Source organism: Sphingomonas faeni (assembly GCF_040407565.1).
In the GTDB taxonomy this organism is placed as follows: domain Bacteria; phylum Pseudomonadota; class Alphaproteobacteria; order Sphingomonadales; family Sphingomonadaceae; genus Sphingomonas; species Sphingomonas faeni_F.
Genome location: NZ_JAPZPR010000003.1, coordinates 299261 through 313458 on the forward strand (window position 1 = coordinate 299261; position 14198 = coordinate 313458).

16 protein-coding genes and 1 tRNA gene are annotated in these 14198 nt (G+C 65.1%); 6 read left to right on the top strand and 11 right to left on the bottom strand.

The features are described 5' to 3' along the window. Positions 1–30 precede the first annotated feature (30 nt). From yidC to O6Y00_RS08135, 5 genes are all read right to left on the bottom strand, one after another. Positions 31–1740, bottom strand: a complete 1710-nt coding sequence (yidC, locus tag O6Y00_RS08115; RefSeq protein WP_353442078.1) for a membrane protein insertase YidC — start codon at positions 1738–1740, stop codon at positions 31–33. Continuing rightward, on the bottom strand, positions 1737–1994 hold the full coding sequence (yidD, locus tag O6Y00_RS08120) for a membrane protein insertion efficiency factor YidD (protein WP_353442079.1): 258 nt from the start codon (positions 1992–1994) through the stop codon (positions 1737–1739). Before yidD ends, yidC begins: the two co-directional genes overlap by 4 nt. A gap of 202 nt (positions 1995–2196) precedes the next feature. Then, a complete protein-coding gene (gene rnpA, locus O6Y00_RS08125; protein ID WP_435368601.1) occupies positions 2197–2553 on the bottom strand; it encodes a ribonuclease P protein component in 357 nt (118 codons plus the stop codon). Positions 2554–2609: 56 nt separating this feature from the next. Continuing rightward, complete coding sequence (gene rpmH / locus O6Y00_RS08130; protein ID WP_031393806.1) at positions 2610–2744, bottom strand: 50S ribosomal protein L34; 135 nt, start codon at positions 2742–2744, stop codon at positions 2610–2612. An 87-nt stretch (positions 2745–2831) separates the two neighbouring features. Next, complete coding sequence (locus O6Y00_RS08135; protein ID WP_353442080.1) at positions 2832–3134, bottom strand: hypothetical protein; 303 nt, start codon at positions 3132–3134, stop codon at positions 2832–2834. A 130-nt stretch (positions 3135–3264) separates the two neighbouring features. Between O6Y00_RS08135 and O6Y00_RS08140 the strand changes: the two genes are divergently transcribed. Beyond that, the gene (locus tag O6Y00_RS08140) at positions 3265–4773 is read left to right on the top strand and encodes a YifB family Mg chelatase-like AAA ATPase (protein WP_353442081.1); all 1509 of its coding nucleotides are present in this window, start codon (positions 3265–3267) and stop codon (positions 4771–4773) included. A 66-nt stretch (positions 4774–4839) separates the two neighbouring features. Beyond that, positions 4840–4924 (top strand) — tRNA-Leu (locus O6Y00_RS08145). Between the two features lie 159 nt (positions 4925–5083). Here the strand turns inward: O6Y00_RS08145 and O6Y00_RS08150 are convergent. From O6Y00_RS08150 to gntA, 3 genes are all read right to left on the bottom strand, one after another. Then, positions 5084–5395, bottom strand: a complete 312-nt coding sequence (locus O6Y00_RS08150) for a hypothetical protein (RefSeq protein ID WP_353442082.1) — start codon at positions 5393–5395, stop codon at positions 5084–5086. A 119-nt stretch (positions 5396–5514) separates the two neighbouring features. Then, positions 5515–6102 (bottom strand): urea carboxylase-associated family protein, encoded by a 588-nt coding sequence (locus O6Y00_RS08155; protein ID WP_353442083.1) that lies wholly within the window; start codon positions 6100–6102, stop codon positions 5515–5517. Further along, the gene (gene gntA / locus O6Y00_RS08160) at positions 6095–6781 is read right to left on the bottom strand and encodes a guanitoxin biosynthesis heme-dependent pre-guanitoxin N-hydroxylase GntA (RefSeq protein ID WP_353442084.1); all 687 of its coding nucleotides are present in this window, start codon (positions 6779–6781) and stop codon (positions 6095–6097) included. The genes O6Y00_RS08155 and gntA overlap by 8 nt, the downstream gene beginning before the upstream one ends. A gap of 132 nt (positions 6782–6913) precedes the next feature. Between gntA and O6Y00_RS08165 the strand changes: the two genes are divergently transcribed. The 4 genes from O6Y00_RS08165 (at position 6914) to O6Y00_RS08180 (ending at position 11347) form a co-directional block, all read left to right on the top strand. Further along, the gene (locus O6Y00_RS08165) at positions 6914–7630 is read left to right on the top strand and encodes a Crp/Fnr family transcriptional regulator (RefSeq protein ID WP_353442085.1); all 717 of its coding nucleotides are present in this window, start codon (positions 6914–6916) and stop codon (positions 7628–7630) included. A 34-nt stretch (positions 7631–7664) separates the two neighbouring features. Next, a complete protein-coding gene (locus O6Y00_RS08170) occupies positions 7665–7847 on the top strand; it encodes a hypothetical protein (protein ID WP_353442086.1) in 183 nt (60 codons plus the stop codon). Between the two features lie 87 nt (positions 7848–7934). After that, positions 7935–10067 (top strand): M3 family metallopeptidase, encoded by a 2133-nt coding sequence (locus tag O6Y00_RS08175; protein ID WP_353442087.1) that lies wholly within the window; start codon positions 7935–7937, stop codon positions 10065–10067. After that, a complete protein-coding gene (locus tag O6Y00_RS08180; protein WP_353442088.1) occupies positions 10067–11347 on the top strand; it encodes an MFS transporter in 1281 nt (426 codons plus the stop codon). Before O6Y00_RS08175 ends, O6Y00_RS08180 begins: the two co-directional genes overlap by 1 nt. A gap of 130 nt (positions 11348–11477) precedes the next feature. Here the strand turns inward: O6Y00_RS08180 and O6Y00_RS08185 are convergent, their stop codons facing one another. The 3 genes from O6Y00_RS08185 to O6Y00_RS08195 all read right to left on the bottom strand — a co-directional run bounded on the left by O6Y00_RS08185 (position 11478) and on the right by O6Y00_RS08195 (position 14165). Continuing rightward, positions 11478–12812: a sensor histidine kinase gene (locus O6Y00_RS08185; RefSeq protein WP_353442257.1), complete on the bottom strand. Its 1335-nt coding sequence runs from the start codon at positions 12810–12812 to the stop codon at positions 11478–11480. Positions 12813–12878: 66 nt separating this feature from the next. Further along, entirely contained in the window at positions 12879–13598 is a 720-nt protein-coding gene (locus tag O6Y00_RS08190) for a response regulator (RefSeq protein WP_353442258.1), read from the bottom strand. A 75-nt stretch (positions 13599–13673) separates the two neighbouring features. Next, complete coding sequence (locus tag O6Y00_RS08195; RefSeq protein WP_353442089.1) at positions 13674–14165, bottom strand: hypothetical protein; 492 nt, start codon at positions 14163–14165, stop codon at positions 13674–13676. Positions 14166–14198: the final 33 nt, after the last annotated feature.

Here is a 14198-nt window from a genome sequence, read left to right on the forward strand (position 1 = left end):
CAAGGTCAGGGCCGAGGTTGGATGGCTCGTTCACTTGGTCACCGGCACTTTCAGGCCCGGATGGCGGGCGTAGAGCAGCTTCTGCTGAATGATCGTCAGGCAGTTCGACGTGATCCAGTACACCTGGAGACCGACCGCGAACGGCGCCATCACGAACATCAGCACCCATGGCAGCAGCGCGAAGACCTGCTTCTGCGTGTCGTCCATCGGCGTCGGGTTCAGCTTGAACTGGAAGTACATGCTGATGCCGAGGATGATCGGCACCACGCCGATCGCGATCATGTGCGGCGGCGTGAAGGCGAGCAGGCCGAACAGGTTGAGCGGGGTCAGCGGATCGGGGGCAGACAGATCCTTGATCCACGCGACGAACGGCTGGTGGCGCATCTCGATCGTCAGCATCAGCACCTTGTAGAGCGCGTACATGATCGGGATCTGGAGCAGCGTCGGTGCACAGCCCGCGAGCGGATTGACGCCCTCGGCCTTGTACAGCGCCATCGTTTCCTGCTGCAGGCGGACCTTGTCGTCCTTGTGCTTTTCCTGAAGCGCTTTGGCCTTGGGCTGGACGGCACGCATTGCCGCCATCGACTTGAACTGACGCTGCGCGATCGGGAACAGCAAGCCGCGGATCGTTACCGTGAGCAGGATGATCGCGACGCCGAAGTTGCCGATCACGCGGAACAGCCAGTCGAGATAATAGAAGATCGGCTTCTCGACGATCCGGAACCAGCCCCAGTCGATCGCATAGTCGAGCTTGGCGACGCCGCCGGCCTGATCCGAGTAGCGATCGAGCAGGCGGACTTCCTTGGCACCGGCGAAGAAGCGCGAGGTCTGCGTGATCGCCTGGCCCGGTGCGAGCTGCTTCGGCTGGAGCGCGTAGTCGGCCTGGTACGCCTTGTTGGCGCCGGCGCGGAACTGGCCGTCGAACGACTGACCCTGGTCGGGGATGATCGCGGTCAGCCAGTATTTGTCTGTGAAGCCGAGCCAGCCGCCGGTGGTCGTGAACTTCTGCGCGGCGGTGTCGATGTCCTTGTAGTTCGGGCGGTAGTGCGCGCCGCCATTGTCGACCGACATCGGCCCGACATGGATCGTCATCGACGACGGATCCTTCGAGATACCGACGCGGTTGACGAGGCCGTAGGGGGCGACGGGGACGGGCGCGGTGTCGGCGTTGAGGACGGTCTGGCGGACCGTGAACATGTAATCCTGGTCGACCGCGATCTGGATGCGGAAGCGCTGGCCGGTGGCGTTGGTCGCGTCGAGCGTGACCGGCGTGGTCGGCGTCAGCGTCGTTGCGCCCGAGGGCGTCCAGACGGCATCGGCGGCGGGCGGGGTCAGTCCTTGCGCGCGCCAGCCGAAGCTTGCGAAATACGCGTCGGGTGCGCCGGCGGGCGAGAGCAGGCGGATCGGCGGCGAGTTCTTCGCGACCGTCTCGTCATAGCCCTTGAGCACGAGATCGTCGATCCGCGCGCCCTTCAGGTTGATCGAACCGGAAACGCGGGGGGTCTCGATGCGGATGCGCGGGGTGCTAGCGATCACTGCGTTGCGATCGCCGATCGCGGCGGCACCGTCCGCGGCAGGATCGGCAGCGGGGTTCGCGACGGCCTTGGTCTTGCCGCCCTCGATCCGCGTGACCGGCGGATTCGCGGTCGGGAAGAACTTGCCCTGGATCAGCGGCCATCCGAACAGGATCAGCGCCGCGATCACCGCGAACAGCACGAAATTCTGCTTGTCGTCTTTCACAGGGCGGCGTCTTTCAGTTTCTTGTCGTTATCGGCGACTGGGTCAGGGACCGGGTCAGGTCCGTACCCGCCCCACGGATGGCAACGCGCGATACGTTTCGCCGCCAACCAGCCCCCCTTGAGCGCGCCATAGCGCCCAACGGCCTCGATTGCATAGGCGGAACACGAAGGATCGTAGCGACAGCTCGACGGCAGGACGAGCGAGGGGCCGAGTTGCCAGCCGCGGGCGATGAGGATGAGGAGGCGGGCTAGCATGATGCGGCCGAGCCTCGGAAACCCTTAGAGTGTTTCCCCGCGAAGGCGGGGACCCAGTCTGGGCTCCCGCCTTCGCGGGAGAACAAGGAAGCGGGGGTGACGGGAAGTTGGAACTCGCAACCGCGCTGTCCCACGCCGGCTACCACCCCGGCGGAGGCCGGGGCCCAGTTGGGGAACGTAGCTAACGAATGGCAGTGCTGCATCACGGTCGCTTTCCCACCTGGGCCCCGGCCTTCGCCGGGGTGGTGGTGTTCGCGGGAGTGGCAACCTTACCTTCTGGCGTGTCGGCAGCTTGCGGCGTGACCTTGCGAAAAGCTTTACCCAGCTCAGTCCGCAACAAAGCGTAGTCCCGCTCGACCCCGCCGTTGCGTCCGATCAGCACATGATCGGCCCCAGCAACGCCACTCTCCGGCAACAGCTCGCGCGCCAACGCCCGCAACCGCCGTTTCATGCGGTTTCGGACGACAGCGTTGCCGATCTTCTTGGTGACGGTGAAGCCGATTCGCATCGTCGCATCACCGTCGTCGCGGGGGCGCATGAGCAGGACGAATCCCGGCATCGGTGCGCGCTTCCCCGCATTCGCCGCGAGAAAATCGCGGCGTTTGTCTAGAATGGTTAGGCCGACAGCTTCTTGCGACCGCGGGCGCGGCGTGCGTGGATCACTGCCCGGCCGCCGACCGTCGCCATCCGTGCGCGGAAGCCGTGACGGCGTGCGCGTACCAGGTTGCTCGGCTGAAAGGTCCGCTTCATTGGTCATTCCCTAGGTCATCAAATAGAAAACGGCCGCCACGGGGACGGCCTTGATGGCTGGGCGCTTACGGAAAGGGCGGCGGTAAGTCAATTCGCACCCGTCGCCACGCTTGCGTTTTTAGCAACCTTGGCCCGCTCGTGCCGCCGCATCGCGCTCTGCCGCCGCATCATCCGATCGACGAAATGCCCGGTCCGTGGCCAACGCCGCTTCAGCCGCGCCCATTTGAGCCGCGCCCAGCGCGAATTGCGCAACACCAGCACCATTCCGCCGGCGAACAGGAAAATCCCCGCCGGTCCCGGCAGCGGCGCAAGCAGCGGCGCGCTCAGGATCAGCACCACCCCGAGCGCCAACTGGCCGAGGCGAAGAACGGGGGAGCGGGCTGCTTTCACGGAAGGCATGTAGGTCCGGTGTATTAGGTTCACAAGACGGCATGATCGGAGAGTTCTGAGCCGCCCGTCCTTGCAGACATGGCAAATCGGGTATGAATAAGGCGTGACGTCGTGTCGCGGGGGAGCGGGCATGGCGGCGATCGTAGCGACGGTGGCGTATCTCGGGCTGGAGGCACGCGCGGTCGAGGTGCAAGTCCAACTGATTCCAGGACTTCCTGCGTTCAACGTCGTGGGCTTGGCCGACAAGGCGGTCGGCGAAAGTCGCGAACGCGTGCGGGGCGCGATCGCCGGGATGGGCCTGTCGCTGCCGCCGAAGCGCATCGCGGTGAACCTGTCGCCCGCTGATCTGCCGAAAGAAGGATCGCATTTCGATCTTCCCATCGCGCTCGCATTGCTGGCGGCGATGGGCGTGGTCGATGCCGAGGCGCTGGCGGACTATGTCATCGTCGGCGAACTCGGGCTCGATGCCCGCATCACCGCATCGCCCGGCGTATTGCTGGCGGCATTGCACGCGTCGGAGGTGGGGAAGGGGCTCGTCTGCCCCGCCGCGCAAGGTTCGGAAGCGGCCTGGGCGGGGGAGATCGAGGTCATCGCCGCGCCCGACCTGCTTTCGTTACTCAATCACTTCAAGGGCCACGGCCTGCTCAGTCCCCCCAAGCCGGGAATCGCCGAGCACGCCGACCACGGTCCGGACCTGCGGCAGGTGAAGGGGCAGGAAACCGCCAAGCGCGCGCTGGAGATCGCCGCGGCAGGGTCGCATAATCTACTGATGGTAGGGCCGCCTGGCTCGGGAAAGTCGCTGATGGCCGCCTGCCTTCCCGGTATTTTGCCGCCGCTCGACCCTGCCGAAGCGCTCGAAGTGTCGATGGTGCAATCGGTGGCCGGCACGCTGACGGGCGGCCGCCTGACTCGCACCCGCCCGTTCCGTGCTCCGCATCATTCCGCATCGATGGCAGCCCTCACCGGCGGTGGCCTCAAGGTAAAACCGGGCGAGGTCAGTCTTGCGCATCTCGGCGTGCTCTTCCTCGACGAACTCCCCGAGTTCCAGCGCGCCGTGCTCGATTCGCTTCGCCAACCCTTGGAGACCGGCACGGTCAGCGTCGCGCGCGCCAACGCGCACGTAACGTTCCCTGCTCGCGTGCAATTGATCGCAGCGATGAACCCATGTCGGTGCGGTCATCTCGGCGATGCGAGCCTGGCCTGCGCGAGAGCGCCGAAGTGCGCCGCAGATTACCAAGCGAAAGTCTCCGGTCCGCTACTCGATCGAATCGACCTGCATATCGATGTCCAGGCCGTCAGCGCCGCCGACCTGATCCTGCCGCCGCCAACCGAAGGCTCGGCGGAAGTTGCCGCTCGCGTTGCGACAGCGCGCGCGATCCAGTCCGAGCGCTACCGCGACCAACAGGTCCGCACCAATGCCGAGGCGGATGGCGCGTTGCTCGATACCGTCGCCACACCCGACGAAGCTGGCCGCAAACTGCTCGCCCAAGCCGCCGAAGCAATGCGCCTGACCGCGCGCGGCTACACGCGCATCCTTCGCGTCGGCCGCACGATCGCCGATCTCGCCGGTAGCGAGACCGTAGGCCGCATCCACATCGCCGAAGCGCTAAGCTATCGTCGCCAACCACCGAGAAACTGAACGGATGCGTTTTCCCATCAAGACAGCTTGCGGCGGACGAAAGCTTCGTCTAGCCAACCCGCCGCTGCCCCTGTGGCGAAATTGGTAGACGCGACCGACTCAAAATCGGTTGCCGCAAGGCATGCTGGTTCGATTCCGGCCAGGGGCACCAACCACTAATCGTTCATGACGATGAGCCTGTGCGCGAATGGCCCGCGGCCGGTGTCGTGCGCCAACATCGCGCATGAAATTCGAAATCGCCGTTGGTCGGTGACCTGGTATTGCTGGCCGCGGTCTGCATCGTGCTACGACGCGACGTTACGGCAGCCGGTCAGCCCCCGGTGGTCACCGTGTCTCTCGGGCTTCGCTGGAGATGATGCAGTAACGCCAGTTCGCGTTTCGCCGTTGCTTCGAAGCCCGGGCCCGGGACGATGATTCCCATGCGGAAAGCGCCGGCGACCACGATCGCCAGTGCGATGCAGGCGATCGCCACGCCGTGTTCGACGCCGACATGGGTCTGTTGAGCCGGATAGGGTCTGGCGCGTCTTGCCGGCGGCTGCGCGTCCTGTTCCATCGCCCTCAACGCGGCGGGCATTTTAAAAACCAGCACACAGGTTCGGTATAGATACGTCAAGCCGCTCATCAGAATAGCCTTATCGTCGATCGCCGCGCTTTCGTCCTTTACGGCTTGCGGAACGATGACCCCAAGGTGACAAACATGACATAAATTGTAAGGAACGCCACCACGTGTGACGATTGCGGTCAGTCGATGCGATACTGGATCGGCTTGAAGCTGCCACCGTTGGATTGCAGCGCCGAGCAGGCGGTCAGGCCGATCACCAAGTCCATTTCGGCCCGGAAGACGATCGAATCGCCCAGCTTGCTCAACGGCGGTTCGACAGTGAAAGCCCCCGTCGCCCCGTCGATCGGCACGTTCATGAAGCAGTTGAAGGCGACCGGTATCTGGTCCGGTTCGATCCCCCAAGGCGCCAGCGCCTCGACCAGATTGCCGAAACAGCCGCGATGGGGATCGGTATCGCCGTAGATGATCGCGAAGGTTTCCTTCGAGCACGGCGTCAGCAGGAAATCATGCCGGCCGACATCGTCCGCGATGATCGCAAGCATCACGTTGCTGCGGTTCGAATACAGCATGTCGCCCGTCGTCAGATACAGCCGGTTCGCGTAGTCGAGCGTGCGTCCCGACGAGATCGCCTCGCGCATGTCGCTGCGATTAAACGCCAGCAGGTCCGATACCTGCCGGCCCTGCGGATCTATCACGGTCAAAGTTTGGCCGCGATCGAGCGTGAAGCCGGCGCCGGAACGAGGCGGAATCGTCTGAATATCAGCCATGTGCGGCGCCTCGCTTGAACGGACATTTCCAGGAATCGTCGACGACGCGACCGCTATATTGGCGTGCTTCGCTGCTTTCGCCGTGCCGAGCCAGCATCGGGTTCATAGACCCGGCAAGCTGCAGGTCGCGGGCGAGGATCGAACTGCGCAGCTTGTCGTAGCGCTGCTGTTCGCGGAGCACCTCGAACTGATCGTGCAGGTTGAACACCATTGCCGGTGTCTCGAACCGTCTCGCCGGCCGGCTCGCATTCGGGTGGAGGCCAACGACGAAGAAGGCCTCGCCCGCGAAGCTCAGCGAAAAATGCGGATCGTCCGGATCGCTGCTCACCGACGGGTCGGGACGATAGCCAAGCCACTCGTCCTTATCGCTAAGTGATTGAGCACGCTCCCAAAGATGTGCCTCGAACTCCTCTTCCGACAGCAAAGCAGGCGCTTCGAACAGTATGATCAACGTGCGGAAGATCGCACGATCCTCGCGGTATTTGCGGACGGTCTCGCCGAGCGCCGGAGAAATTCTCATGTCATCCCAAGCGGAGCGCAAATCGCGCGCGACGAGAATGTCCATCTGGCCCTTGGCGAGCGCGGATTTTGCGCCGACGCAGGGGAATTGCGGATCCTGAACGCCGGCGATGAAAGTGCGGGCGAGAGGATGATCGTTCTGAAATATTGGTGGATACATGATCGCCGAGGAACCGACAACGAGCGGCATTGTTGCGCTTGCGCGACGACTTTTGATATGGATCAGTATGAATCCCGTGCTGGTCTCCTACGGTCGTGTTGACGCACCGGGGCCGTCGCCGGAGGGGGGCCTATGATCTCGAGCAAGTTTCTGATGGGTCGCGGTCGCAGCGAACTGACCGACGAAGAAAAGCAGGTTCTGGAGGACAGCATCGCAGGAGTGCGATCCCTGCCGGGGCGCAATCTGATGGTCCGCGCCGGCGAGCGGGTTGAGGTGAGCACCTTGCTGCTCGAAGGATTTATCTGCCGCTACATGGACGATCGCCAAGGCCAGCGGCAGTTGGTCGCGGTGCATGTGCCGGGCGATTTCGTCGACCTGCACGGGTTTCCGATGAAGCGACTGGATCACGACGTGGCGACGATCGGCCCTGCGAAGATCGCAACTATCGAGCATCGGACACTGCAGTCGATCACCGAGCGCTTTCCGCACCTGACCCGGATGTTGTGGTTCAGCACGCTGCTGGACGCCGCGATGCACCGCGAGTGGATTTTCCGGCTCGGTCGATTGGGGGCGGAGGGGCGCATCGCGCACCTCTTCTGCGAACTCTATACGCGGCTCGAGATGGTCGGTTTAGCACAGGATGGTCGCTTCACCATGGCGATGACGCAGCCCGATCTGGCGGAGGCGTGCGGTATCACGGGGGTTCACGTCAATCGTGTGCTGCGCGTCCTGCGCGAGCGCGGCCTGCTGACCTACAAAGGCGGCGAGGCGCATATTGCCGATCTGAAGGGGCTGGCTGCGATCGCCGAGTTCGAACCGCAATATCTGTACGGAACCCGAGACGGCTGATCGGACGTTTCGACGGCTTTGGGAGAGAGTGATCATGGGAATGCTGACGCCCGAAACCCGGCCGGGCATCGCGACCGCGGAACAGGGACAGGTTACGCTCGACGGGCCGGACGGCGTCGCGGTGGCGATGACGCCCGATGCTGCCGCTGAAACGGGGCGGCGGCTGATCGAGGCGGCGCGGATCGCCGCTACCCAGTCGGCTAACGATCAAAACTGAGGACCAAGGCTGAGGACCGGGGCAGGGCAGGGTTCCGCCACGTAACTTTATGTCTATGCTACCCGGGACATCGACCGGGAGATCCATGTGCAGTTTCTATACCTCGCCGTCAGCGCAGCCGCACTGATGGCGTCTCAGTCCGCCTCGGGCCAGGCGGGATCGCCGAACGGGCCGGCCACGACACCCGCCGCCAATCCCCTGCTCGCCGACTGGACGGGGCCCGCTGGTGGCGTACCCCCCTGGGACAAGGTTCGTCCCAAGCTGTTTCCGCAGGCGTTCGAAACGGCCCTTGCCGAACGCGCTGCGGAGTATCGCAAGATCGCCGATAATCCTGCCAAGCCCGATTTCGCCAATACGATCGCGCCGATGCAAGTGGCGGGGAGACGCTACGGGCAGGTGATGACGCTGTTCGGCGTGATGACCGGCAACATGAACACCCCCGCGTACCAGAAGCTCGACCGCGAATGGTCGCCGAAATTCTCGGCTGCGGCGGATGCGATCACGTTCGATCCGGCATTGTTCGCGCGCATTTCGGCGATCTATGCTGCGCGCACCACGAGCGGTTTGAATGCCCAGCAACAGCGGCTCGTGACGCGGATGTATGACAGTTCCGTACGCCAGGGCGCCAAGCTTACCAACGCGCAGAAGGCTCAGCTTTCCCAGTATAACCAGCAGCTTGCGACGATGTTCTCGACGTTCGGCGAGAAGCTGCTTGCCGACGAGAGCAAGGCGATCTCGGTTACCGACGAGGCGCAACTCGCCGGGCTCCCCGATAGCGTGAAGGCGGTGGCCAAGGCCGCTGCGATCGAGCGGAAGCTGCCGGGCTTCGCGATCGTCAACACGCGCTCGGCGGTGGATCCCGTGCTAACCTATGCGACGGACCGTGCGCTGCGAGAGAAGGTGTGGCGCGCGTTCGTGAACCGTGGCGACAATGGCGACGCGAATGACACGAATGCGACGATCGCGCAGATCGTCAAGCTGCGGGCCGATCGCGCGCACCTGCTCGGGTTCAAGACGCATGCCGACTGGCGGATGCAGGACACGATGGCGAAGACCCCCGCCGCGGCGATGGACCTGATGATGCGCGTCTGGCCCGCCGCCAAGGCACGCGTCGGCGAGGAAGTCGCGGACATGCAGAAGGTCGCCGGCACCTCGCTGACGATCGAGCCGTGGGATTACCGCTTCTACCAGGAGAAGGTGCGCAAGGCCCGGTACGACCTCGATCAGGCGCAGCTGAAGCCGTATTTCGAGCTCGGCAACATCATCCAGGGTTCGCTGTACGCCGCCAACCGTCTGTACGGGCTGAACTTCAAGGAGATCACCGGCACCGTTCCCGTGTTCGAGCCGAACATGCGCGTGTGGAGCGTGACCGACAAGAACGGCAAGGACGTCGGGCTGTTCTACCGCGACGATTTCGCGCGGACGGGCAAGCGATCTGGCGCGTGGGCGAACACGTATCGCGGGCAGCGGGGGCTCGCGCCGGCGCAGCTCGTGCTGTCGTCGAACAACAACAATTTCGCCAAGGGTGCGCCTGGCGAGCCGATCCTGATCAGCCTCGACGATGCGCAGACGCTGTTCCACGAGTTCGGCCACGCGATCCACGCGATGCTCCAGAACGTCTATTATCCGGGGCTCGCCGGCACGCCGCGCGACTTCGTGGAGTATCCGAGCCAGGTGAACGAGCATTGGCTGCTGACCCGCGACGTGCTCGACAAATATGCGCGGCATTACCAGACCAAGGCAGCGATGCCGCAGGCGTTGCTCGACAAGATCGAGCAGTCGAGCAAGTTCAACGAAGGCTTCAAGACCGCGGAATATCTTTCGTCGGCGATCGTCGACATGAAGATCCACACCGTGCCCGACGGCGTGATCGATCCCGACACGTTCGAGGCCGCGACGCTCGCCGAAATCGGCATGCCGAAGCAGCTGGTGATGCGCCACCGCGTGCCGCAGTTCCAGCATCTGTTCGCGTCGGACAGCTATTCGGCGGGCTATTACAGCTACCTCTGGTCCGAGACGATGGACGCCGACACCTTCGCGGCATTCGAGGAGGCGGGCAGTCCGTGGGACAAGCCGACGGCGGACAGGTTCGCGAAGATCCTGTTGTCGACGGGTAACGAGACCGATCGCGCCGAGGCGTACCGCGCGTTCCGCGGGCGTGATCCCGACGTGAACGCATTGTTGAAGAAGCGCGGTTTCCCGACGCAGGAGGTAAAGTGATGGAGCACGACCAGAAGACCCGCCTGAAGTCCATCCTTGGCGGGTCGGCGGGCAATCTCGTCGAGTGGTTCGACTGGTACGTCTATTCGGCATTCGGGCTGTATTTCGCGCCGGTGTTCTTTCCCAAGGGCAATCCGACCGCGCAGTTGATGAGCGTCGCTGCGGTGTTCGCGGTCGGCTTCCTGATGCGGCCGATCGGCGCGTGGGTGATGGGCATCTACGCCGATCGGCGCGGGCGCAAGGCGGGGCTGACATTGTCGGTGACGCTGATGTGCGCGGGCTCGTTCCTGATCGCGATCACGCCGGGCTTCGCGACGATCGGCTGGGTCGCGCCTGCACTGTTGATCCTCGCAAGGCTGATGCAAGGCCTCAGCGTCGGCGGCGAATATGGCGCGAGCGCGGTGTATCTCTCCGAAATGGCGGGGAAGTCGCGACGCGGTTTCTTTTCCAGCTTCCAGTATGTCACGCTGATCGCCGGACAGTTGCTCGCGCTCGGCGTGTTGCTGCTGCTGCAGGCGACGCTCGATACCGGCCAGCTCGATGCGTGGGGCTGGCGCATTCCGTTCGCGATCGGCGGCGTGCTTGCGATCGTCGTGTTCCGTATCCGTCGTGGGCTGCTCGAGACCGAGAGCTACCAGAAGGCCAAGACCGACGGTGCGGAAAAGTCGAGCGGCTGGCAGTTGTTCAGCAAATACCCGCGCGAGGCGTTCACGGTGATGCTGCTGACCGCGGGCGGTACGCTCGCCTTCTATGCGTACACCACGTACATGCAGAAGTTCCTGGTCAACACGAGTGGCTTCAGCCGCGAATCCGCGACGCTGATCATGACCGCGGCGCTGGCGCTGTATGCGGCGTTCCAGCCCGTCGCCGGGGCGTTGTCGGACCGCGTCGGGCGCAAGCCGCTGATGGTGGGGTTCGGGATCGCCGGGCTGTTGTTCACGGTGCCGATCTTCACCGTGCTGGAAACCGCCACGAACCCGTATCTTGCCTTCGCGCTGGTCGTCGCGGCGCTGTTCATCGTGACCGGCTACACGGCGATCAACGCGGTCGTGAAGGCCGAGCTGTTCCCGGCGCATATCCGCGCGCTGGGGGTGGCTTTGCCGTACGCGCTGGCGAATACGATGTTCGGCGGCACGGCGGAATATGTCGCGCTGTGGCTCAAGAACGAGGGCATGGAGCGCGGCTTCTACTGGTATGTCACCGCGATGATCGGCGTGTCGCTGATCGTGTACCTGCGCATGCGCGATACGCGGCAGCATAGCCGGATCATGGAGGACTGAGACGTGGCGGGGTGGCGGAGTGTGGCGGTCTTCGAGAACACTCCGTCATCCTGACGAAAGTCAGGACCCAGAGCCACGAGCGGCATCGTCCGTAATTCTGGGCCCTGACTTTCGTCAGGGTGACGGAGCGTCAGGTCGAACGCGGCAGTTCGATGATCGCGTCGAGGCCGCCGTCCACCCGGTTCACCAAACGAATCTCGCCGCCGGCCTCACGAACGATGGCGCGGGCAAGCGATAGCCCCAGCCCGATCCCCCCCGTCTCCCGGTTGCGCGAGTTTTCCAGCCGGGTGAAGGCGTCGAACACGTCGCCCATCCGGTCCTCGGGAATGCCCGGGCCGTGATCGGCTACGACGATCGCCACCGTGCTTGCGCCCACCTCGACCCGCACTTCCGCCGAGACGCCGTACTTCACCGCGTTCTCGATCAGGTTGCGCACCGCGCGGCGCATCAGTGATGGCCGCAACCGCATCCGCAACCGGTCCGCCTCGACGAAGCTCACCTCGCAGCCAAGATCGCGGAAGTCCTCGACCACCGCGTCGACCAGTGCCGCCAGGTCGACATCGGTCGGTGGTTCGCTTGGGCGCCCAAGCCGCGCCAGCGACAGGATGTCGTCGAGCGTGCGGTTCATCTCCGCCACGGTATCGATCATCTTCGCGCGATCGGTGTCGTCCTCGACCGACTCGATCCGCACGCGCAGCGCCGCCAGCGGGGTGCGCAGATCGTGCCCGATCGCGCCCAGCATCCGATCCTTCTCGTCGAGCATCGCGGTTACCCGCAACCGGAGCGCATTGAACGCGGCAATGAGCGCGGCGACGTCGTCCGGCCCTTCGGCGGGCATCGGCGTGCCGGGCTCTCCCGGGCGAAACCGCTCGGCTGCGGTCCGCAAATCGCGCAGCGGGCGCGACAGGCGACGGAGGATCCACAGGACGGGCAGCAGCACGATGATATACAGGATCGCGGTCTGGCTGAGCAAGGCGATCAGCAGGCGGGGGCCCGGCTGAGGCCAGGGCGCGGTGATCGTCAGCCAGCCGCGACCGGGCTGCTCCACCGCGATCGAAAGCGCGGCGCCGTCGCGATCGCCGCGTCGGTTCATCGCGTGGTCCATCGCGCGGCTCCGGTCGTTGCTCGCCCAGCCGTCGTCATCGTCGGGAGACGGGCGAAGACCGGTGTCGATCCGTCCGACCGTGACGCCCTGTTCGGCGAGTTGGCGGCGCAGTTCGGCGGCGACTTCGGGATGCCGTTCGTATCCGGTTGGAGGGATCGGATCGGCTGTCAGGCGGCGGACCCGGCCGCGATCCGCGGTAAGCGGCCGACCGCCATGCGCCTCGCGGTCGAGCGCGTCGGCGATCCGGGAGGCGACCGGTCGCGTCGCCTGCGCCAGGCGAAACTCGATCCGATCGCGCAGGATGAGGCCGAAGTTGATCGCCTGCGCCACGAACAACGCAAGCGCGATCAGCAGCGCCATCTGCCCGGCGAGGCTGCGCGGCCAGGGCCGGAATCGCGTCACGCGCGAGGAGTCACAGGCGTGCAATCACAGGCGCGTCACTTCGGCGGCGAGCGTGTAGCCGCCCCCCCAGACCGTCTTGATCAGCTCGGGCGCCTTCGCGTCGGCCTCGATCTTGCGCCGCAACCGGCTGATCTGGTTGTCGATCGCGCGATCGAACGCGCCGGCCTCACGGCCCTGGGTCAGATCGAGCAACTGATCGCGCGTGAGCACCTGGCGCGGGCGTGTGACGAGCGCGAGCAGGAGGTTGTACTCGCCGGTCGACAGCGGCACCGACACACCTTCGCGGTCGACCAAGGCGCGCTCGCCCGATTTCAGGACCCAGCCCGCAAACCCGTAGGAGCTGCTCTCAGGCGCATGCTGACGCGACCCGCCTGCGGTGGCGCGTCGCAGCACCACCTTAACACGGGTCGCGAGTTCTCTCGGCGAAAACGGCTTCACGACATAGTCGTCGGCGCCCATTTCGAGCCCGACGATCCGATCGGTCTCTTCCGCGCGCGCGGTCAGCAGGATCACGGGCACGTCGCTGGTCGCCGCGATGTGGCGACACAGGGACAGCCCGTCCTCACCCGGCATCATGATGTCGAGGATGACGAGATCGATCGCATAGGCGGCCAGCCGCGTCCGCGCGCTCTCCGCGTCGCCCGCCTGGGTTACGCGGAAACCCTGCTTCGTCAGGTAGACCGCCAGCGGTTCACGGATCGAGCGCTCGTCGTCGACGAGCAGCAGATGCGGCGTATCTCCCATGGGAGGGGTGTCTAGCATGTTGCCTGTCCAGGGGAAGAACCGGTCCGGCGGCGCCCGCCAGCCCGACGCCGGTGATTACTGGCCGGGAGCGGGCGCAGAAGACTTGCCCTCGCGGCGATCCTGGCGATCGAGATGCCGCATCTCGGCGCGGTTGGCGCGTTCGGTGGCGTCGATCACGCCATCGTGATTCGTGTCGGTCCGGTCGAACCGCTCGGCGGCGCGCGCCTCGAACGTCGCCTGGGTGATGCTGGGGCGCGCCATGCCGCCGTCTTTGCCGCCGCCCATACCGCCACGGCCCATCCCGCCGGCTTCGCGGTCACGATCGCCGCCGCCGCGCGCGATCCTGCGGTCGTGCATTGCGGTGCGATAGTCCTGCATCTCGGTCGCGCTGACGAGGCCGTCATGATTGGCGTCCATCTGCACGAACCGGGCGGTGGCCTGCGCGATCGCGTCGGCGCGCGTGAGCGCGGCACGGCCTGGGGCGGGGGCGGGCGCCCCCTGGGCATTCGCAGTGGCGGCAGTTAGCGCGCTTGCCGCGACTACCAGGCTGAAGAGGGTCTTGCGCATCGGAAGTCTCCGCTCGGCGAGGACGATCCGCAC